The organism is Streptomyces odontomachi (assembly GCF_024435355.1).
GTDB lineage: Bacteria > Actinomycetota > Actinomycetes > Streptomycetales > Streptomycetaceae > Streptomyces > Streptomyces odontomachi.
Genome location: NZ_JAMJWG010000003.1, coordinates 504,746 through 524,124, shown reverse-complemented (window position 1 = coordinate 524,124; position 19,379 = coordinate 504,746). Strand labels below are relative to the sequence as shown.

The window sequence follows — 19,379 nt, the reverse complement described above, 5'->3', positions numbered from 1 at the left end:
TGCCTTGGACTTGGCCACCGACTCCCCTCTTTCGCCCTGGCGGCGAAACCCCTTCGCCTGCCCTGCTCCGCAGGAATCCAGTTCCTCCCCCGCCTGAAGACCAAGGCATCCTCGGAGGTATCCGGTGACGACCGTCTGGACGTCACGGGCAGGTCTCGCGGAACGTCAGGCCCCGGACGTAGCGCGGCCACTGCTCGCGGGTGAGCGTGCCGGCGGTGGTCGCGCAGATGCGGGCCATCGCGTCGTCGGGCGCGGTGGCCCGCAGGGCGACGGTGTGGTCGTCGCTCGCGCTGGCCAGCGTCCGGCCGTCGGGGCTGAAGACCGCCTGGTCGATCGGCGCGAGATGGCCGGTGACCGGCGTGCCGAACGCGGTGGGGTGGGCCGGGTCGGCCAGGTCCCACAGCCGGATGGTGTGGTCGTCGCCGCTGCTGGCCAGGGTGTGCCCGTCCGGGCTGAACGCCACCGAGAGCACGAAGCTGGTGTGCCCGGTCAGCGGCTTGGTCGACTGCGCGGCCCGGGCGGGGTCGGCCACGCTCCACAGCCGCACCGTGTGGTCGACGTTGGCCGTGGCCAGGGTGCGCCCGTCCGGGCTGAAGGCGACGTCGAGGACCCCACCGGAGCCCGCGGCCAGCGGCGCGCCCCAGCGCCTGGGATGCGCCGGGTCGGCGACGTTCCACAGGCGCGTGGTGTCGTCCGCGCTGGCGCTGGCCAGCGTGCGGCCGTCCGGGCTGAACGCCACCGCGGTGACGACGTTGGCGTGGCCGGTCAGCGGGTGGGCCAGGAGGCGGGGGTGCGCCGGGTCGATGACGTCCCACAGCCGCACGGTGCGGTCATGGCCCGCACTGGCCAGCAACCGGCCGTCCGGGCTGAACGCCACGGCGGACACCGCATCGGTGTGGCCGGTGAGCGGACGCCCCAGCGCCACCGGGTGGGCGGGATCGCGCACGTCCCACAACCGCACGGTGTCGTCCCGGCCAGCGCTGGCCAGCACCCGGCCGCCCGGACCGAACGCCAGCCGGTTGACGGCGTCGGTGTGGCCGGTGAGCGCGGGCCCCAGCGCCACGGGCCTCGCCTGCTTCCCGACGCGCCACAGCCGGATCGCGCCGTCCGTGCCACCCCCCGCGAGGACCCGCCCGTCCGGGCTGAACGCCACGGTGTTGGCGAAGCTGGGCGTGGGCAGCACCGTGCCCGGGATGTCCCAGAGCCGGACCGTGTGGTCACCGCCCGCGCTGGCCAGCGTCCGGCCGTCCGGGCTGAACGCCAGCCAGTACACGTACCCCGTGTGACCGGTGAGCGGTGCGCCCAGCGCGAGGGGGTGGGCCGGGTCGGTGACGTTCCACAACCGCACGGTGTGGTCGGCCCCTGCGGTGGCGAGGACCCGGCCGTCCGGGCTGAACGCCACCGCGTACACGGTGTCCGTGTGCCCGGTCAGCGGCCCGGCCAGCCGCCTGGCGTGCGCCGGGCGCGCGACGTCCCACAGGCGCACGGTGTGGTCGTTGCCGACGCTGGCCATGACCCGGCCGTCCGGGCTGAACGCCACCGCGTACACGGTGTCGGTGTGGCCGGTCAGCGGGCGCCCCCACGGGCGGGCGTGCGCCGGGTCGGTGACGTTCCACAGGCGGATGGCGTGGTCGTGGCCGGCCGCGGCCACCGTGCGCCCGTCGGGGCTGAAGGCGGCCGAGGCCACGGGGCCCGCGTGGGCGTCGAGAGGGTGCCCGAGCGCGCTGGGGCGGGCCGGGTCGGCGACGTTCCACAGCCGGACCGTGCCGTCCTGGGACGCGCTGGCCAGCGTCCGCCCGTCCGGGCTGAACGCCACCGAGAACACATAACTGGTGTGGCCGGTCAGCGGCGGCCCCCACGCGGTCGGATGGCCGGGCCGGGTCAGGTTCCACAGGCGGACGGTCCGGTCGCGGCCCGCGGCGGCCAGCGTGCGACCGTCCGGGCTGAACGCCAGCCAGTACACCCGCCCGCTGCCGGCGCGCAGGGCCGGTCCGAGCGCGGCGGGGTGCACCCGGTCGCGTACGTCCCACAGCCGGATGGTGTCGTCGTCTCCCGCGGTGGCCAGCAGGTGCCCGCCGGGGCTGAACGCCACCGCGTAGACGGTGCCCGTGTGCCCGGTCAGCGGCGTGGACAGCGCCATGCTCTGGGTGCTGAGCAGGTCGGTGGTGGCCGCCGCGTTCGGCCGTATCCGATACGCCGCGAGGTCCAGCCGGGCGGCTAAGGACTGGTCGGTGCCCCGCAGCTGCTCCGCCTCGGCCGTCAGCTCGCCGGCGACCGCGCTGTCCCGCTCCGACCGGGCGGAGGCCCGCTGCTGCACGGCGACACCGGCACTGAGCAGGGCGAGCACGGACAGCAGGGCGAGTGCGGCGACGACCGCCCGGCGGATCCTGCCGCCGCGGTCCTCGTGCCGGACGGACGCGGCGAGGAACGCCTGCACCCACGTGCTCAACCGCAGCTCGTCGTGGTGCGAACGGGCCCACTCCCGGGCGACGGCGAGCCTGGCACCCCGGTACAGCGCGCTGCGGTCGCGCTGCTCGCGCTCCCAGGCGGCGGCAGCGGCGACGAGCTGCTGCTGCACGACCAGGCCGGCGCGGTCCTCGCTGATCCAGTCGGCCAGCCGCGGCCAGGCGTGCAGCAGCGCTTCGTGGGTGATCTCGACGGTGTCGGTGTCGAGGGTGACCAGGCGGGCACGGGCCAGGGCGTCGAGGACCGGGGTCGCCGAAGCGGCCAGCTCGTCACGGGCCAGCCGGCGCTTGTAGTCCTCGCCGCCCTGCCCGAGGGAGACCAGGCGCAGGAAGATCCCGCGGGCCAGCCGCTGCTGCGCGGCGGTCAGGCTCCGGTACACCGTCTCCGCGGTGTTGGCCAGGGCGTGCGCGATCCCGCCCGCGGCCTCGTACCCGCTGACGGTGAGCGTGTTGCCGCGCCGGCGGCGCCAGGTCTCGCGCAGGGCGTGAGAGACCAGCGGAAGCACGCCCGCGCGCCCGTTCGCCTCGGCCACCACCCGGGCGAGCAGGGAGCTCTCCACGGTGCACGCGGCCGTGACCGCGGGCTGGCTCACCGCGCGCCGCAGCTCGTCGGTGGACATCGCCCCGACGAGCACCTGCGCGTCGCGCAGGGCGTCGACGAGGTCAGGGTGGCGAAGGCACTCGGAGTAGAAGTCGGCCCGGACCGCGAGGACGACACGGACGCGGCTGCCGGGCGCCGCGGCGGCAGCGGCCAGTGCGGTGACGAAGGCGGACCGTTCCTGCACGCTCGCGCACTGGGTGAAGACCTCTTCGAACTGATCGACCACGAGGAGGAGTTCGGCATCGTCGGGCAGACCGTCCAGCAGCCGTCGCGCCGCCGTGTCCAGGCCGGCCTCGGCACCGTCGGCGCCACCGGCACCGTCGGCGCCACCGGAACGGACCTCGCCACCGTCCGTGCGGGCACCGTCCGTGCGGCCACCGTCCGTGCGGCCACCGTCCGTGCGGGCACCGTCCATGCAGGCACCGTCCGTGCGGGCCTCGCCGTCCTTCCCGCGCGCCGCCGCCGCGAGCTTCCCGGTGCACTCGCGCAGCGGGTGCGCGCCGGGGCTGAACAGGACGGTCGGCCACGCGGGCGCTCCCGAGGCCGGGTCACCGGCGGCCGTCCGCGGCAGCAACCCGGCGTGCAGCAGCGAGGACTTCCCCGAGCCCGACGCGCCGACGACCACGACGAACCGGTTGGACCGGACGCGGGCGCACAACTCGTCGGTCAGTTTCTCCCGCCCGAAGTACCAGGCGGTGTCCTCGGAGCGGAACGCGGCGAGCCCGACATAGGGGCACTTCCCGTTCTCGTCGGCGCCCGGCGGCTGCGCGTCCTCGGCGTCCTCCGGGGCGGCCGCGGCGAGTTCGGTGGCGAGCCGGTGCCAGCGCGCCTCCCATGCCTCGGTGTCGCCCGCGCACGCCCCGACGTAGGCGAGGGTGACCGGCAGGCTCGGCAGCTTCCTGCCCGATGCGGCGTCGGCCAGCGTCGTGGAGGAGTACCCGGCCGCCTTGGCCAGGGTGCGGTAGGGCGGGCTGCCCGCCTTCTCCCGGAGCCTGCGCAGGTCCGCTGCGAACCGCACCAGCGGGCCGTCGTCGTCCAGGCGCCGCTCGGTACGGGGCACCGGCCGCCTCCATCGCTCGGTTTCGTCCGCTCAAGGTCCGAACGCGTCGTCGGGCTCAAGGTCCGAACGCGTCGTCCGGCCCATTGTCCGAACGCATTGTCCGGCAGTCCAGCCACCGACAACGGACAACGAATGTGCGCTACAACCGGATCACCTCACCGCCGCGGCCCTCGAGCGCGGGGCTGTGTCGTCGCCCGGCGCGGCCACGGTGACCACCAGGAAGAGGAGGTACAGCGACATGACCATCGATTCCCTTCACACGACCAGGCAGGCGATAAGAACCCGCGCCCCGTTGCGGCGGGCCGGGCGGGCCGTGGCGGGGCTCTTAACGGCCGTCGTCGTCGCGTCCGGGGCGATGCTGGCCGCTCCCGGCACGGCGTCCGCCGCCACGGTGACCGAGATCAAACTGGCGCAGACCGATCTGAACGGCCTGGACTACGACGCCGGGACCGTCGACGGGATCGCCGGCCCGCAGACCGAGAACGCGACCGGGGCCTTCCAGTCCGACCAGTGCCTCACCGTCGACGGAGTGATCGGCCCGGAGACCCTGGGCGGCCTCGACAAGGTCGTCAAGGAGGTCCAGACAGCGGCCGGGATCACCGCCGACGGCACCTACGCGGACACCACCACCGAAGCGGTCAAGAGCTACCAGAGCGGGCACGGCCTCGCAGCGAGCGGCATCGCCGACGCCGCAACCATGCAGGCGATGGGCGTCGAGCGTGTCGTCCCGAGCTGCCACGCCACCGACGAGCTGCGCCAGAAGATCGTCAGCGTCGCCGCGGGCGAGATCGGCACGCGGGCCGACGGCAGCAACTGCGTGCCCGGCAAGCCCTACAGCATCTGCGCGGACTGGTGCGCCGCCTTCGCCACCTGGGTCTGGCGGACCGCGGGCGAGGGCATCCCGTTCATGACCTACGTGCCCAACGTCTACGACTGGGCCGTCGACCACGGCCGCTGGTACGGCACCAGCCGGCTCGGTGAGGCGCTGCCGGGAGACCTGATCATCTTCGGCACCGCCACCAACCGGTACCACATCGGGGTCGTCGAGTCGGTGAGCGGCTCGACCGTGCACGTGATCTCCGGCAACACCAGGAACCCCAGCAACTCCAGCCAGGTCGGCGTCTACAACAAGAGCTACACGCTGTCGTCCTCCACCTTCTACGGCCTGGTCCGCCCGTAGCCCTCCCCGGTGCCGCGGCCGGGGCCCTGCGGGGCCCGGCCGCGGCACCGGCCGGTAACCCACCGGAACCACCGCACCGGACCACGACGACGGACACCCGCCACAGACGACGAACACCCGCCACAGACGGCGGACACCCACCCCACCGGAGGACACCCCATGAAGACGCCCCCCAGACCTGCCCGCGCGGCGACGGCAAGCAGGGCGAGACGCTGGCCGCGGCTGGCGACGGCCACCGCCGCGTCCCTGCTGCTGCTGAGCCTGGCCCAGACGAGCGCCGCGGCCGGGACCGCCACTGCCCCGGCAGGCAGCGCCGCCGCCCACCACGCCGCCGGGGACGAGCGCGCCCACCACGCCGGGTCAGGCCTCGCCGGGCGGGCCGCCGGGCAGGCCGACCCCGCCGCCGTGCGGGCGGCCACGGCAGGGCTGCCGAAAGGGCTCGACGTGAGCGGCTACCAGGAGAACGTCAACTGGGCTTCGGTGGCCGCGAACGGCGCCTCCTTCGCCTACGTCAAGGCGACGGAAGGCACCACCTACACCAGCGGGCAGTTCTCCCAGCAGTACAACGGCTCGGCCGCCGCCGGGCTCATCCGCGGCGCCTACCACTTCGCACGCCCCGACACCTCGGGCGCCGTCGCCCAGGCCGACTTCTTCGTCGACCACGGCGGTGCCTGGACGGACGACGGCAGGACCCTGCCCGGGGCCCTCGACATCGAGTACGCCCCCAGCGGAAACACCTGCTACGGACTCGGCAAGAGCACCATGGTGAGCTGGATCGCCGCGTTCCGCGACGAGTACCACTCCCGCACCGGCGTCTACCCGGCGATCTACTCCACCACGGACTGGTGGATCACCTGCACGGGCAACTACGCCGGATTCGGCGGCACCTCGCCGCTGTGGATAGCCAACTACGGCAGCGCGCCGACCCCGCTGCCCAACGGCTGGGCGGGCTACACGGTCTGGCAGACGGACGACGGCGGAACCTTCCCCGGCGACCAGGACGTGTTCAACGGCAGCCTCGACGACCTGAAGGCCTTCGCCCACGCCGATTACACCCCGCCGCCCGCGCAGGCCGGCAACTGGCCCACGGTCTCCGAGGGCCAGAGCGGCCGGCTGGTCACCACGGTGCAGTACCTGCTGAACGCGCACGGGGCGGCGCTGACCGTCAACGGCCAGTTCGACGCCGCCACCCGCGCCGCGGTGGTCTCGTTCCAGACCGACGCGGGCCTGACCGCCGACGGAATCGTCGGCCCGAGCACCTGGCAGTCGCTGATCAGCTACGTCAAGGAGGGCGACAGCGGCCCGGCGACGAAGGCCGTGCAGGCCGAGCTGAACGAGCACGGGGCCGCACTCGAGGTCGACGGCGAGTTCGGCGCGGCGACCCGGGCCGCGGTGGTCTCCTTCCAGTCCGGCGCGGGCCTGACCGCCGACGGAATCGTCGGACCGAACACCTGGCAGGCCCTGCTCGCCTGAGCGACCGGCATCAGGGCGTGGTGCCGCTGTGCCGGCGTGCATAGCGGCACCCCGTTCTGTGCATTGTCATGGATACAACAACGAGGGAGCTTCTCTTGGCACACCGCCACACCACCCTGCTGCTCGCGACCGCTGCCGCAGCCGGCCTCATCACCGCCGCCGCGGCCCCGGTCAACGCCGCCGCCTCCGCCGAAGCGCACACCGCCGCGGCCGTGACGACCACCGCCACCTTCAACGACCCCGCGGGCGACACCGCCGCGCAGAGCCGCATACGCGACCACATCATCGACCTGATAGACGGGGCCGCGGCCGGGTCCACCATCACGGTCGCGATGTACACCTTCACCGAGGACCCGGTCGCCGACGCGCTCGTCGCGGCCAAGGCCCGCGGCGTCAACGTCAAGGTGATCCTCGACCACACGACGGTCACGATGACCGGTGGGGAGTACACGACCCTCACCGACGGCCTCGGCACCGACCGGGCCCAGCCGTCCTGGGTGTTCGCGTGTCCCGCCGGACGCGGCTGCCTGGGCACCCGCAAGCTGCCCTCCGACGCCGACGGCGCGATCAACCACAACAAGTTCTTCCTGTTCTCCTCCACCGGCGGGGCGAGCGACGTGGTGGTCCAGACGTCGGCGAACATGACCAACACCCAGCGCACCGACCTGTTCAACAACGCGGTGACGATCCCCGACGCCGGCCTGTACGACATCTACCAGGCGTACTTCGCCGACCTGCTGAAGTACGGCACCTCGTCCACGGGCCTGAGCAACTACTACAAGACGCCCTCCAGCGGTGGGTACAAGGCGTACTTCTTCCCCCGCCAGGAGGCCTCCGGCACCGAGTACAACAACAACGCGGCCACCGACACCGTCAAGCTCATCCTGGACAACGTGAGCTGCTCCGGCGGCACCCAGATACGCATGGCCGCCAACCTGTTCACCCGCGACGAGGTCGCCTCGAAGCTGGTCTCCCTCAAGAACGCGGGGTGCGCGGTCTACCTCGCCTACGACGGCAATCCCGGGTCGATGAGCTCCGCCGTCGAGACCATCCTGTCGGGCAAGCTCACCAAGCGCGTGCAGTGCTACGAGACCCGGACCAGCGGCGTCAACGTCGGTCTGCACTCCAAGTACCTGCTCATCAGCGGCACCTACGACGGCGTGGCCAACAAGAAGCTGGTGTGGACCGGCAGCCACAACTACAGCTATCCGTCCCTGCGCGCCAATGACGAGACCCTCTTGAAGATCGACAACTCGGCGCTCTACGACCAGTTCAAGGCCAACCACGACACCCTGATGAGCTATTGCGAGGGCTCCTGACGACAGGCCGAACCGGCTCGATGCACGACGAGCCCCTGCGGTCCCGCGTTCAGCCGGGACGCAAGGGCCCGATCGTCCTGGGGCTCGGTGGGCGCGGGGCGCGGGCTCAGGGTGCCGCCGGTGGCAACGCGGCGCCGTGCCGCTCCAGGAAGGCATGGGTGCGCTCCGCGGTGGCGACGATGCGCCATTGGCGGTCCGGATGGCCGAAGTTGTCCGTGAATGCGTCGGCGGCCGACTGGCACCCGCTCATCGCCACGAGCAACTCCAGCAGATGGGCCGCGGGCGGCTGGACCATGAAGTTGCTCCACTGGGCGGCACCGAGGACGACATCGGCACGGCGCTGCGCGACCCGGCGGCAGAACAGCTCGTCCAGAGCGAGATCCGCGCCGATCTCCTCACCTGTGACCCAGGCGGAGTGGGACGCCGCGTTGGCGCCCTGCCCGACGATCGGGTCGACGACGGTGTGGGCGTCCCCGACCGCCAGTGCGTAACGCCCGTTCGGAAGACGGGCGAAGTCCTCGCGCACCGTGGGCGTCAGGGCACCCTGGACAAGGTCGAGCGGTCCCGTGAGATCGAACTCGCCGGGCACGATCCGCTCGAAGACATCGGGATGGCGGGCGGCCAGCTGATCCCGCACGGCCCGGAGGAAGAGCGCCGGATCCTCTTCGTAGGAAAGGTCGTTGAGCACGTCCTGCCCGCTGCCCGGGACGCTCTCGAAGAGCAGCGCGGACACATGCCCGTCGCGGGAGAACAGCGGGATCTCGATGAGTTCACCGTGTCCGGGGGCGATGCTGAGCGTCACTCCCTTGGGATCGGCGGGGCGTATGCCGTGGTAGAGCCCGGCACAGAGCCTTCGCTGCGGCTCCCGGAAGGGGCTGTACGCGTCCCGGCTCGCGAAGAGCGGGCTGAACGCGGAGCGCCCGGCGGCCACCACCAGCAGCTCGTGCCGGTCCGCGAGGGTGGTGAGGTCACCCGCCTCGACACGACCCACCCGCAGGTCCCCGCCCTGGTTCTCGTAGGCCTCGGCGAGCGCGGGCAGGTAGAGCCGCTGGTCGACGGCCGAGGACGGGCGGGTGAAGTCACCGCGGAACCGCAGGGGCTGCTCGCCGCCCACATAGTGGTGATGGCACGTGTAGCCGTACTCGGCGTCAGGCCAGAAGTGCACGCCGAGGTCCTTCTCGCGCTGAAGGGTCGGCGCATGGTGCGCGACCGTGGCCTGCAACCTGCTCGTCGCCAGGTCGTGGGGGCTGCGATCGGTGTAGAGGGTGACGGGCACGTCGTGCTGGCGCAGCAGCAGGCCGAGGTGGAGTCCGGCGACTCCTGCTCCGATGATGCCTATCCGTGGCATGGGCGTCCTCCCTGGTCGCGGGCGCTCACCGGCGGCCGGGTCAGGCCGGGCGGGGCGGCACTCACGCCCCGGAAGGGCTGATGTCCACCGGCCGAGGACGAGCACAGCCGGCATACCAGGGCCCCTACCCCGACGGGGCCCGGCGCATGTGTGCGCCGGGCCTGTGGCAGGGCAGGACGCAGGGGGAGCCAGCGAGCGACAGTTGCTTCGTCGGCAACACCGGCACCACCGCCCTGGCACAGCTCGCCCGGAGTCAGTGCCACCCCCCGTACATGAGGCTGACGGAACCCGACAGCCCCGCGGAACCCACGGAGATGACTGGCATGCGGCTTCGATGCGCTGTGCTCGACGACTACCAGAACACCGCCACCGGCTCGGCCGACTGGACCCCCGTCCAGGACCGGGTGGACGTCGTCAGCTTCACCCGGCACCTCGCCGCCGAGGACGAACTGGCCGACGCACTGGTCGGGTTCGACATCGCAGTGACCCTGCGGGAGCGCGTCCCCTTCCCCGCCTCCCTGCTCGACCGGCTGCCCCGGCTGAAACTGCTCGTCGCCTCCGGCATGCGGAACTCGGTCATCGATTACGCGGCCGCCGAGCGCAACGGCGTGACGATCTGCGGCACCGAGAGCTCCCCCACCCCGCCCGTCGAGCTGACCTGGGCGCTGCTGCTCGCCCTCGCCCGGGGCGTCGTCACCGAGAACGACGCCCTGCGGTCGGGCGGCCCCTGGCAGTCCACCGTTGGCGCCGACCTGCACGGGCAACGACTGGGCCTGCTCGGCCTCGGCAAGATCGGCAGCCGGGTCGCCCAGGTGGGCCTCGCCTTCGGAATGGAGGTGACCGCCTGGAGCCAGAACCTCACCAAGGAGCGCGCGGACGAGGTCGGCGTCCAGCTGGCACCTGCCAAGGAGGACCTGCTGCGCGGGAGCGACTTCGTCTCGATCCACCTGGTGCTCGGCGATCGGACCCGAGGCCTGCTCGGCGCCCCCGAACTGGCCCTGCTCAAGCCCACCGCGTACCTGGTCAACACGTCCCGTGCGGCCCTCGTCGACCAGGACGCACTGCTCGCCGCACTACACGAGGGCCGCATCGCCGGAGCCGGCGTCGACGTCTTCGACACCGAGCCGCTGCCCGCGGACCACCCGATGCGCACCGCGCCCCGGCTCCTCGCGACACCGCACCTCGGCTACGTCTCCCGGAACAACTACCTCCGGTACTACGGGCAGGCCGTCGAGGACATCGAGGCCTACCTCGCCGGCACCCCGGTACGCCTCCTCGGCTGATGTCCCGCCGAGCAGCTCCACAGCCGAAGAGGTGTTCGAACGAGCCGTGGTGCACGCCGCCGAACACGTCATCAAGCCGGCCAACCTGACTCGTCCGCGCTCACCCCTGGTCAGAACAGGACCGCGACGAGCACGAACACCCCGATGGTCGACAGGACGACGCCGAGGATGCCGAAGATCCAGAACACCGGCTCGGCGTGCTCGTGGGCCAGCATCATCCGCTGCGGGTTGGCGGGGTCGTAACAGACGCCCACCGGTGTGCCCGGTACCGGCGGCCTGGGAAAATGCCCCTGCATCGAGGGGACTTCGATCATGGTGCCGTTCGGGGCGAAGTAGCGGACGATCACGTGGTACACCGGCAAGCCGTGCCTGCTCTCCGCGGCGACGGCCCCGACCACGACGCCCTCCGTCCTACCGCCGTGCTTGACCCGCCACGCACGTCCGACGCCGAAGAGACCGATGCCCATGAACACGGATCCCATGAACAGCGGAATCCCGCACATCAACGCTTCCATGCGGTCGCCGAACACCGCGATGCCGGCCGTCAGGCCGAGCATCAGCAGTCCCACAGCCAGGAGGATGCGGTGGGTACCGGCCTCGTGGTCGGGTACGGAGACCGACTCGGGGTCGGCGGGGTCGTAGTAGAGGGTGAGGGTGCGGCCGGGCAGGAACTCCGAATAGTTGCTGCCGACGGGAGAGGTGACCCGTATCGTCCGGCCATCGCGTGTGGTGAACGCCATCACCGGTCGCTGCAACTGCCCGCCCTGCTGTGCCATCACCACCGCCTGAGCGGGGACGCCGCGCCCACGCAGCCGCCGCGCCCGAAGCATCGCCCACCCCGATGTTCCCGTGAACAGCGCGCCGAGCCCGCCCACGGTCCATACCCCGCTCCAGTCGTCCACCAGACACTCCCCCCAACCGAGAGGCACGGCATCACCCGGGCGCAGCCAGCCTCCCGCAGCCCCCGCCACACGGACAAGGCCACGAAACAAGGCCGACAGCGAGCGGGGCCAAGCGCCCACCCCGGCACGCCGGCGAGCATCCGGAGCACCTGGAGCCCCAGACCCACGGGGAGTGAGACGCCGACCCGCAAACCTCTGGAAAACCAGGAGCTCCCCCGCCTCCGATGGGCACGGATACGGCCCACCGGTAGGCATCTGGTGATCACGAAAAACACCCTCCGACACCGCGTTTCCGCAGGTCGGAGGGTGTTTACAGAGTGGAGCCTAGGGGAGTCGAACCCCTGACATCTGCCATGCAAAGACAGCGCTCTACCAACTGAGCTAAGGCCCCGAGGGGAGGCAGTCCGGTCGAGGTCCACGGGGAATCCCGATCCGGTGGGTGCCAGGGAACAGAATACCGGGTCCCCGTGGGTGTCCCGCAAAAGGATTGGGGTCCCAGCGGGCGACCACTCTCCGTAGGATGCCCCCCACGGGTTCGCTGGAGCGAACCGCGGATCTTGGGGAAGCGATGGGGAGACGCCATGGATGCCGCACAACAGGAAGCCACCGCCAGAGCCCGCGAGCTGCAACGGAACTGGTACGGGGAGCCGTTGGGGGCGCTCTTCCGCAGGCTCATCGATGATCTGGGCCTCAACCAGGCGCGGCTCGCCGGGGTGCTCGGACTCTCGGCTCCCATGCTCTCCCAGCTGATGAGCGGCCAACGGGCCAAGATCGGAAACCCCGCGGTGGTGCAGCGCGTCCAGCTCCTCCAGGAACTCTCCGGACTGGTCGCCGACGGCACCGTGAGCGCCGGCGAGGCGACCGAGCGCATGGAGGAGATCAGGCGGTCGCAGGGCGGGTCGGTGCTGAGCAACACCGCGCAGACGACCAACAGTTCGGGGGTTCCGACGGTCCGGCGAGTGGTACGCGAGATCCAGTCGTTGCTGCGCTCGGTGGCGGCGGCCGGTGACATCATCGAGGCGGCGGACTCCCTGGCCCCCAGCCATCCGGAGCTGGCAGAGTTCCTGCGCGTGTACGGCGCGGGTCGCACGGCGGACGCGGTCGCGCACTACCAGGCGCACCAGAGCTGAGGCACCAGCCGCACCAGAGCTGAGGCGGCGCCCATCGCCGCCCTGCCGAAAGAGAGCGACGCACGACCATGGGTGAGGTCTTCGCCGGCCGGTACGAACTGGTCGACCCGATCGGACGCGGGGGAGTCGGCGCCGTCTGGCGTGCCTGGGACCACCGGCGCCGCCGGTACGTGGCCGCCAAGGTCCTCCAGCAGAGCGACGCGCACACCCTGCTGAGATTCGTGCGCGAGCAGGCCGTGCGGATCGATCACCCCCACGTGCTCGCCCCGGCCAGCTGGGCCGCCGACGACGACAAGGTCCTGTTCACCATGGACCTGGTCGGCGGCGGCTCGCTGGCCCATCTCATCGGGGACTACGGCCCGCTGCCGCCGCCGTTCGTCTGCACCCTGATCGACCAGTTGTTGTCCGGAGTGGCCGCCGTGCACGCCGAGGGCGTGGTGCACCGCGACATCAAGCCCGCGAACATCCTGCTCGAAGCCACCGGCACCCGCCGTCCCCACCTGCGCCTTTCCGACTTCGGCGTCTCGATGCGCAAGGGCGAGCCACGGCTGACGGACACCAACTTCGTGGTCGGAACGCCCGGTTACTTCGCGCCGGAGCAGGCCGCCGGCGCCGAACCGGACTTCCCCGCCGACCTCTTCGCGGTGGGCCTGGTCGCGCTGTACCTGCTGGAGGGCGCCAAGCCCGACGCCAAGGCACTGGTCGAACACTTCACCGCGCACGGCACCCCGCCCGCCCCGAAGAACATCCCCGAGCCCCTCTGGCAGGTCCTCGCCAGCCTGCTCCAACCCGATCCGGAGGCCCGGTTCCGTACGGCCACGGGGGCGCGCAAGGCGCTCCTGCACGCCGCAGAAATGCTGCCCGAGCCGGGGCCGGACGACGAGGTGGTGGAGGTCTTCGACCAGATCGGCCCCCTGCCCGCAGGTTTCGGACCGCACGGGCCGGTGCCCTCGGCGCCACGGCAGCCCCCGGGCCCCGGCGCGGACCCCATCCCCGCGCAACCGCCGTCCGCCACCCAACCCCCTTCCGCACCGTCCGTGCCGTCCGCACCGTCCGTGCCATCAGCGCCCTCGGCCACGCAGCCACCACCGCCGGCGCCGGAGAGCGGCAGCTACCCCGTGCCGCCACCACCTGCCTATGGGCCGCATGTCCCGGACACGGCCTCTCTCAGCGGTCCACCCTTGCCGCCCTCGTCCTCCTTGCCGCCTTCGTCCCCCTCGTCTCTCTCCTCTGCCTCGTCTCTCTCGTCCCCCTCGTCTCCCCCGCAGGACGGCTCCCCGCACGGCGGGCAGCAGGACGCGTCGTCGGCGGTCGGGGCGCAGGGGGGAGATGCCGCACAGGGCGGAGATCCGGCCCAGGGGGACGGTGCCCAGTCGGGGGCCCCAGCTGCGGATCCGTTGCATGAAGGCTCGGGGTATGAGCCTCAGCAGGCGGGTCAGCCCCACACCGGCCAGAGCGGCGTGCACCCGACGGGACCGCACTCCGGTGTAGCGCACCCCGCGCCCCCGTCACTGGCGGGACCGTCGTCCGGGTCTCCCGTGGCTCCCCCCGCTTCCGGTTCCCCCGCCACTCCCGTTCCCCCCGTACCGCCCACCGCAGCTGCCTCGACGGGCTCGGCGCCGTCCGCGCCCCCGGCACCCGCCACCCCGGTCCCGGCCGCCGACCCGAGCCTGGGACACGGTCTCCAGCAGCCACAGGGCCCATCCGCGCCGGTGCCTCCGGCACACCAGGCTCCGCCGTACCCGCTGGACCCGTCCGGCGTGCACCCGAGCGTGCCCGGTCAGGCGGCCATGGGCGCGCCGGCGCCGCTGACGCAGGATCCCTCCCAGGCACCGACCACCCCGGCCCAGCGGGAGACGTCGCCCACCCGCCCGTACACCTCACACGGGCCGCACGACCCGTACGGCCAGCCGTACAGCGCACCGCTTCCGCCCGAGTCGCACGGTGCGGCCGGCACGGCTCAGCAGGAGTACTCCTCGCAGACCGGTGTCACGCCCACGGACGGCACGCACGCCGGTCCGTCCCCCTCGGCCACCCCGCACACCACCGCGCCCCCGCGCGAGGGGCGTGCGGCACGGCACAGGGCGCGCCAGCGCAAGCCGGGACCGCCCCGGCACGTGGCGGTCCCCATGCTCCTGCTCGCCCTGGTCTGCTTCGCGGTGGGCATCTGGGCCCTCACCCAGATGTGACCCGGGCGGCGGCAGCCGGCGCTACGGCGCAGTGACGCGTCGCCTGGCCAGCAGGGTCCAGACGGCCAGGACCAAGACCAGCAGGGTGCCCGTGCCCAGCGAGGCGGCGGCGAGCAGCTTCATGCCGTCGTTGTGGGTGGGGGCATCGGACGCGGTCTCGGGCTCGGCGGTCCGCTGGTCCGGAGGCGTGACCACGAACGCGTCGGTGGGCTTCGGCGATCCCGCGTAGTCGGGGCTCTGTCGGGCATGGCCTCGAACGGTCACGGCGAGACTCACCCGGTACGCACCGCTGCCGAACTTCGCGACCCCCGGATCGAGGGTGATCGCCAGGTAGTACGAGCCCCCGAGGCGCATCGCTGCGGTCCGGGAGTCGTCGGCGTTCCGGTTCCCGTACGCGGCCGGGGGCAGCGGGCGCAACGCGGCAGTCGCCCGCTCGCCCTGGTACAGCGCGTGCGCGGTGTCGACGAGACTCCGTACGGGGTTGTACAACGTCATGACCAGCGGCGATCCCACGGAGTCATCGCCCGGGCCATCCGAATCGTGGGACTCGTCGGAACCGTCCTCCGCTCCGGTCAGCTCGGCCTGGGCGAAGATCTGCTGGCCCCAGCCGACGGGCACCCGGTAGAACAGCGTCTGGCCTGGACTGATGTGGTCCTGCCAGGCGCCGTTCGTCAGGCCACTGGCGGTGCTGAAGCTGCTGCCGCCGGGCCGCTCCTGGGGCTGACCGGACGGCGGGGTGGGAGAGGTGGAGGCCCAGGCGTCGGGCGGGGTGGACGACTCCGGCTCCGCGGTCCTGAGGCCCGGCTCGGAGACACCGTGGATCTCCAGGCCCCACTCGTCGAGCGAGGAGTCGGCCCCCGTGGTGCGCTCGACGAGCAGGTAGTACGTGCCGGCCTGCTGGCAGGCGCCGGAGCTCTGGGGCTGGATCATGCGGGTGGCGACGGCGGACACCGGCCGGGGGCTCGCCGCGGGGTCGAACTGCGCGTCGCCGGTGGAGCAGGTGCTCCCCTCGCCGTCCTGGAGGGTCACCTTTATGCCGTCGTCGTAGGCCACCTTGGTACCGAGCCGGGGTACGGCCGTCACGGACACGTAGACGTTGTCCGCCGCGTCCAGCGCCATGCTGTAGTAACGCTTGCCCTGGGAACCGCCGCCTCCCGGGCCGATGGAGCTCTGCACGGTGGCGTCCGGTGAGATCTGCCGGGCGGCATCGACGCTGCCGCCGCCCTCGACGGTCTGCGCGCCACCCGCGTAGGCGTAGGGATTCGGGATGCCCTCGTCGTCGTCCGCCACAGCCACGCCCGGCAGAACGGCCATGGTGCACAACGCAGCCGCGGCGGCCAGCACGGTCCGGCAGCCCGGCGCCACCCGTGGAACCCTGGCCTCCGGACCTGCCGACGAGGTGTGGCCGCCGTGCCGTGCCGCCCTGAGCCGCCCCATCCCGAGTCGCCTCGTCACGCGCCCCATCAGGTGCCACCCCTCCCGTACGCTCGGCGTCCTGGTGCGCGCGCCCTGCCCCGCGCCCGACGCACGGCACCCGCAGCGGCCCACCATCCTGCCCTCCCCATGCGGCCACTGTCCGTCTGATCAGCTCAATCGCCCGTTACATCCGGCTTGTTCACCGCCTGCCGGACGCCGCACGCCCCGCTGAGCGCCGTACGCACGCCGGGGCGCGGACCGACATGGAGATGCGGCACCCGATCTGCCCGGTGATCATTCGCTTACGTGAATTCCGTGGCCAAAGGTTCTCGGGTTCACCCCACCGAGACGACCGGGCTCGACCGCGGGCGCGGACAGCAGAGGGCCCCGGCCGCTTCGGCGGTCGGGGCCCTGGCAAAACCGTTGGGGATACTCACGAACCCGTGGGCACGGAGTCGGTCGCCTCCGTCCACAGATCCTGCTCGGCGCGATCCGCCTGGACCTGGCGGTACACGAGGAGCCCGCCGATGGCGACCAATGCCAGCAAGAGAAGCTTCTTCACCGCGCGACCTCGTCTTTCTTTGACGTAGGGGACTTCTGGCGCCCGACTATACACATCGATCTATATCGATCGGTGATCTGCGTCCCGCCCCAACTGACGCCCCATCGAGACCTGTCGGGAGGCTCCTCGATCCGCCCGCCCGAGACCGGAAACGACAGTCGATCGACAGAAAAGCCCGCCGAACGAGCGTATTTCCAGATTTTCAGCCCGCGAGCGGCTATCCGAGTGCTGTTCATCAGAAGATCCCGCCGCGATGAGCGTCGGTCCCACACCCCGGCCACCGTATACACAACATGAGGAATGTACGCAAATCGCCCGACCCGAAAGTGAGGGGCCATGACCGGAAACAAGGTCATGAAGCTGTGGACCGTCCTCGTCACCGCCTTCATGGCGGTACTCGCCTCCTTTGGTTTCGCCACCACGGCGACCGCCACGTCCGTACAAGAGCAGGCGCAGACCCGCAACTGCGTCGCCGCTCCCGCGGAAGAGTTCCCGGCACCGGCGCCCTGGACCCCGTCGAGCGACCAGCCCCGGCCCCCCACGATGAGGCAGCGCATCTCGGCGGAGGCCCACGGCGCGTCCCCGTCCTGCCGACCGGCCGCGGAGCAGACCACCGACGAGGCCCCGGCGGACTCCACGGCCGACACCGCGACCACCCCCACGGCCGCCCGGACCGCCCCCACCACCTCGGACACCGCGACCACGGAGACGTCCACCACGACCGCCGCCGACCCCCGGTACGCCGAAGCCGACAAGAAGCACGACGACGGCAAGGACTACTCCGAGAAGGACCACAAGAAGTACGGCGACGAGCACGGCAAGAAGGACCACGACAAGTACGGCAAGAAGCACGACAAGGGCAAGGACGAGCACGGCAAGGACGACGCCAGGTCCAGCCACGACGAGTCCGCAAGCGGCACGTCGAACTCTCCGGCCCGCATCCTCCCCGCCCCCGTGACCGCTGAGGCCGCCCCCGCCGCCACGCCCGCGGCCGCCCCCGCCGCCGCCCCGGAGGCGCAGAACGCGACCGCCCCGATGGTCGAGGTGCGTCCGGCCAGCGCGTCCCGCCCGCGGCTCGTGATCCTCGCCCAGGGCCCCCACACGGCACTGTTCCAGGCGGCCCTGCGCACCGCCGCCGAGGCGGCCGCAGCGGCCGAGCCCGCGGCCACCGCCCAGGACGCGCAGAGCCCCGTCTCCGAGGCCCCCGCGGCCACGCCGGCCGAGGCCGCGCAACCGGCGACCTGAGGTCCACCAGCCTCCGCGTACCGGAAGGCCCGGCAACTCCCCAGGAGCAGCCGGGCCTTCACCGCGTCCAGCCCCACCCGCCGCCCGAACCACACCCACGGCCCCCAGCCCAGCACCCCGGAACCCCGGAGGCGTCGGAACCCCGGAACGCGGGAGGCGCCGGAAGCGGGGGTGCGGGTGGCGGCAGCCCCCGCCAGGCGAGGCAAAGCCGAGCAAAAACAAGGAAGGCGAGGCGGTCCGCGCTCTCCGCGGACACACCTCGCCCATCGCCTTCGTGGGGCTAACAGGACTTGAACCTGTGGCCTCTTCCTTATCAGGGAAGCGCTCTAACCGTCTGAGCTATAGCCCCGTTCTTCGTCAGTCGCCTGCCCAGCCGGGCACTACGCGCGCTGACCACTGAAGATTAGCGCACGACGCGGTGAGTCCCAAAATCGATAACCGCCGCGTCCCGCCGTCACGCGTCTGTCACTCGTCTTCCGCCAGGGTCACCTCGATGCCGCCGACGAAACCGGCGGACAGGTTGTAGATGAAGGCGCCCAGGGTGGCCAGTGCCGTGGCCAGCACCACGTCGATGACGGCGATGACGCCGGTGAACATCAGCACGTGCGGCAGCGACAGGTAGGACTCCAGGTCGAAGCCGTTCGACTCGTTGGAGCCGGTGGCTTCGGAGATCGTGTGTCCCACGGTGGAGAACACGCCCATCGCGTCCATCACCATCCACAGCACCGCGGCGGCGACCACCGTGCAGACGCCGAGGGCTATGGAGAGCAGGAAGCTGACCTTCATCACGGACCACGGGTCGGCCTTGGCCACCCGCAGCCGGGCCTTGCGGGTACGCGGCGTGGTGCTCGCGCCGGTGCGCGGACGGCGCATGGCGCCGGCTCCGGCGCCCACGCCGGCACCCGCGCCCGTCTGGTAGGCCTGCGGCGGGTGGTACGGCTGGGCGGACTGCTGCTGCGGCATGCGCTCGTTCGGCAGGGGCGTCGCGGACGGCGGCGGGGCCCCGGGGGGCGCTCCGGCGGCGCCGTATCCCTGCTGGGCGCCGGGGCCGTCGTAAGGGCCGGCCTGTGCCGCCCCTCGCATGTCCGTCACAGTTCCCCCCTGGGGTCCATGAGCCTGCGCGTCAGTGGCGGCGCCACGGACCTCGTCCGCACCGCCTGCTGCGGGTTGCCCCGCTCTCGGATCCGTGGCTCCGCTCACGACGTG

General features: G+C 72.1%; 13 protein-coding genes and 2 tRNA genes. 7 read left to right on the top strand and 8 right to left on the bottom strand.

Annotated features, from left to right (window positions below; translation table 11 throughout):
- Positions 1–142: 142 nt before the first annotated feature.
- Positions 143–4,126, bottom strand: a complete 3,984-nt coding sequence (locus NQO67_RS44205; RefSeq protein WP_255949487.1) for an nSTAND1 domain-containing NTPase — start codon at positions 4,124–4,126, stop codon at positions 143–145.
- A gap of 238 nt (positions 4,127–4,364) precedes the next feature.
- Here NQO67_RS44205 and NQO67_RS10215 point away from each other — a divergent pair, with 238 nt between their 5' ends.
- The 3 genes from NQO67_RS10215 to NQO67_RS10205 all read left to right on the top strand — a co-directional run bounded on the left by NQO67_RS10215 (position 4,365) and on the right by NQO67_RS10205 (position 8,098).
- Positions 4,365–5,306: a peptidoglycan-binding protein gene (locus NQO67_RS10215; RefSeq protein ID WP_255949486.1), complete on the top strand. Its 942-nt coding sequence runs from the start codon at positions 4,365–4,367 to the stop codon at positions 5,304–5,306.
- Positions 5,307–5,465: 159 nt separating this feature from the next.
- Positions 5,466–6,779 (top strand): GH25 family lysozyme, encoded by a 1,314-nt coding sequence (locus NQO67_RS10210; protein WP_255949485.1) that lies wholly within the window; start codon positions 5,466–5,468, stop codon positions 6,777–6,779.
- Between the two features lie 95 nt (positions 6,780–6,874).
- On the top strand, positions 6,875–8,098 hold the full coding sequence (locus NQO67_RS10205; protein WP_255949484.1) for a phospholipase D-like domain-containing protein: 1,224 nt from the start codon (positions 6,875–6,877) through the stop codon (positions 8,096–8,098).
- A 106-nt stretch (positions 8,099–8,204) separates the two neighbouring features.
- Here NQO67_RS10205 and NQO67_RS10200 read toward each other — a convergent pair whose 3' ends face one another.
- Entirely contained in the window at positions 8,205–9,446 is a 1,242-nt protein-coding gene (locus tag NQO67_RS10200; protein WP_255949483.1) for a styrene monooxygenase/indole monooxygenase family protein, read from the bottom strand.
- A gap of 323 nt (positions 9,447–9,769) precedes the next feature.
- Between NQO67_RS10200 and NQO67_RS10195 the strand changes: the two genes are divergently transcribed.
- Positions 9,770–10,729 carry a D-2-hydroxyacid dehydrogenase family protein gene (locus NQO67_RS10195; protein WP_255949482.1) on the top strand — a complete coding sequence of 320 codons (960 nt, stop codon included), beginning with the start codon at positions 9,770–9,772 and terminating at the stop codon, positions 10,727–10,729.
- Positions 10,730–10,839: 110 nt separating this feature from the next.
- On the opposite strand, the gene NQO67_RS10190 is transcribed toward NQO67_RS10195, so the two are convergent.
- Together NQO67_RS10190 and NQO67_RS10185 are read right to left on the bottom strand one after the other, a co-directional pair.
- Complete coding sequence (locus tag NQO67_RS10190; RefSeq protein ID WP_255949481.1) at positions 10,840–11,631, bottom strand: DUF3592 domain-containing protein; 792 nt, start codon at positions 11,629–11,631, stop codon at positions 10,840–10,842.
- A 318-nt stretch (positions 11,632–11,949) separates the two neighbouring features.
- A tRNA-Ala gene (locus tag NQO67_RS10185) sits at positions 11,950–12,022 on the bottom strand.
- A 190-nt stretch (positions 12,023–12,212) separates the two neighbouring features.
- On the opposite strand from NQO67_RS10185, the gene NQO67_RS10180 reads away from it, so the two are divergent.
- Both NQO67_RS10180 and NQO67_RS10175 read left to right on the top strand, forming a co-directional pair.
- On the top strand, positions 12,213–12,761 hold the full coding sequence (locus NQO67_RS10180) for a helix-turn-helix domain-containing protein (protein ID WP_255949480.1): 549 nt from the start codon (positions 12,213–12,215) through the stop codon (positions 12,759–12,761).
- 68 nt (positions 12,762–12,829) lie between these two features.
- Positions 12,830–14,950 carry a serine/threonine-protein kinase gene (locus tag NQO67_RS10175; protein WP_255949479.1) on the top strand — a complete coding sequence of 707 codons (2,121 nt, stop codon included), beginning with the start codon at positions 12,830–12,832 and terminating at the stop codon, positions 14,948–14,950.
- 21 nt (positions 14,951–14,971) lie between these two features.
- On the opposite strand, the gene NQO67_RS10170 is transcribed toward NQO67_RS10175, so the two are convergent.
- Both NQO67_RS10170 and NQO67_RS10165 read right to left on the bottom strand, forming a co-directional pair.
- The gene (locus tag NQO67_RS10170; protein ID WP_255949478.1) at positions 14,972–16,405 is read right to left on the bottom strand and encodes a hypothetical protein; all 1,434 of its coding nucleotides are present in this window, start codon (positions 16,403–16,405) and stop codon (positions 14,972–14,974) included.
- Between the two features lie 394 nt (positions 16,406–16,799).
- A complete protein-coding gene (locus tag NQO67_RS10165; protein ID WP_255949477.1) occupies positions 16,800–16,928 on the bottom strand; it encodes a DLW-39 family protein in 129 nt (42 codons plus the stop codon).
- 336 nt (positions 16,929–17,264) lie between these two features.
- Here NQO67_RS10165 and NQO67_RS10160 point away from each other — a divergent pair, with 336 nt between their 5' ends.
- The gene (locus NQO67_RS10160) at positions 17,265–18,173 is read left to right on the top strand and encodes a DUF6344 domain-containing protein (protein ID WP_255949476.1); all 909 of its coding nucleotides are present in this window, start codon (positions 17,265–17,267) and stop codon (positions 18,171–18,173) included.
- 275 nt (positions 18,174–18,448) lie between these two features.
- Here the strand turns inward: NQO67_RS10160 and NQO67_RS10155 are convergent.
- Positions 18,449–18,522 (bottom strand) — tRNA-Ile (locus tag NQO67_RS10155).
- A 116-nt stretch (positions 18,523–18,638) separates the two neighbouring features.
- Positions 18,639–19,373, bottom strand: coding sequence for a DUF3566 domain-containing protein (locus NQO67_RS10150; protein ID WP_374118941.1), 735 nt, complete (start codon positions 19,371–19,373; stop codon positions 18,639–18,641).
- Positions 19,374–19,379: the final 6 nt, after the last annotated feature.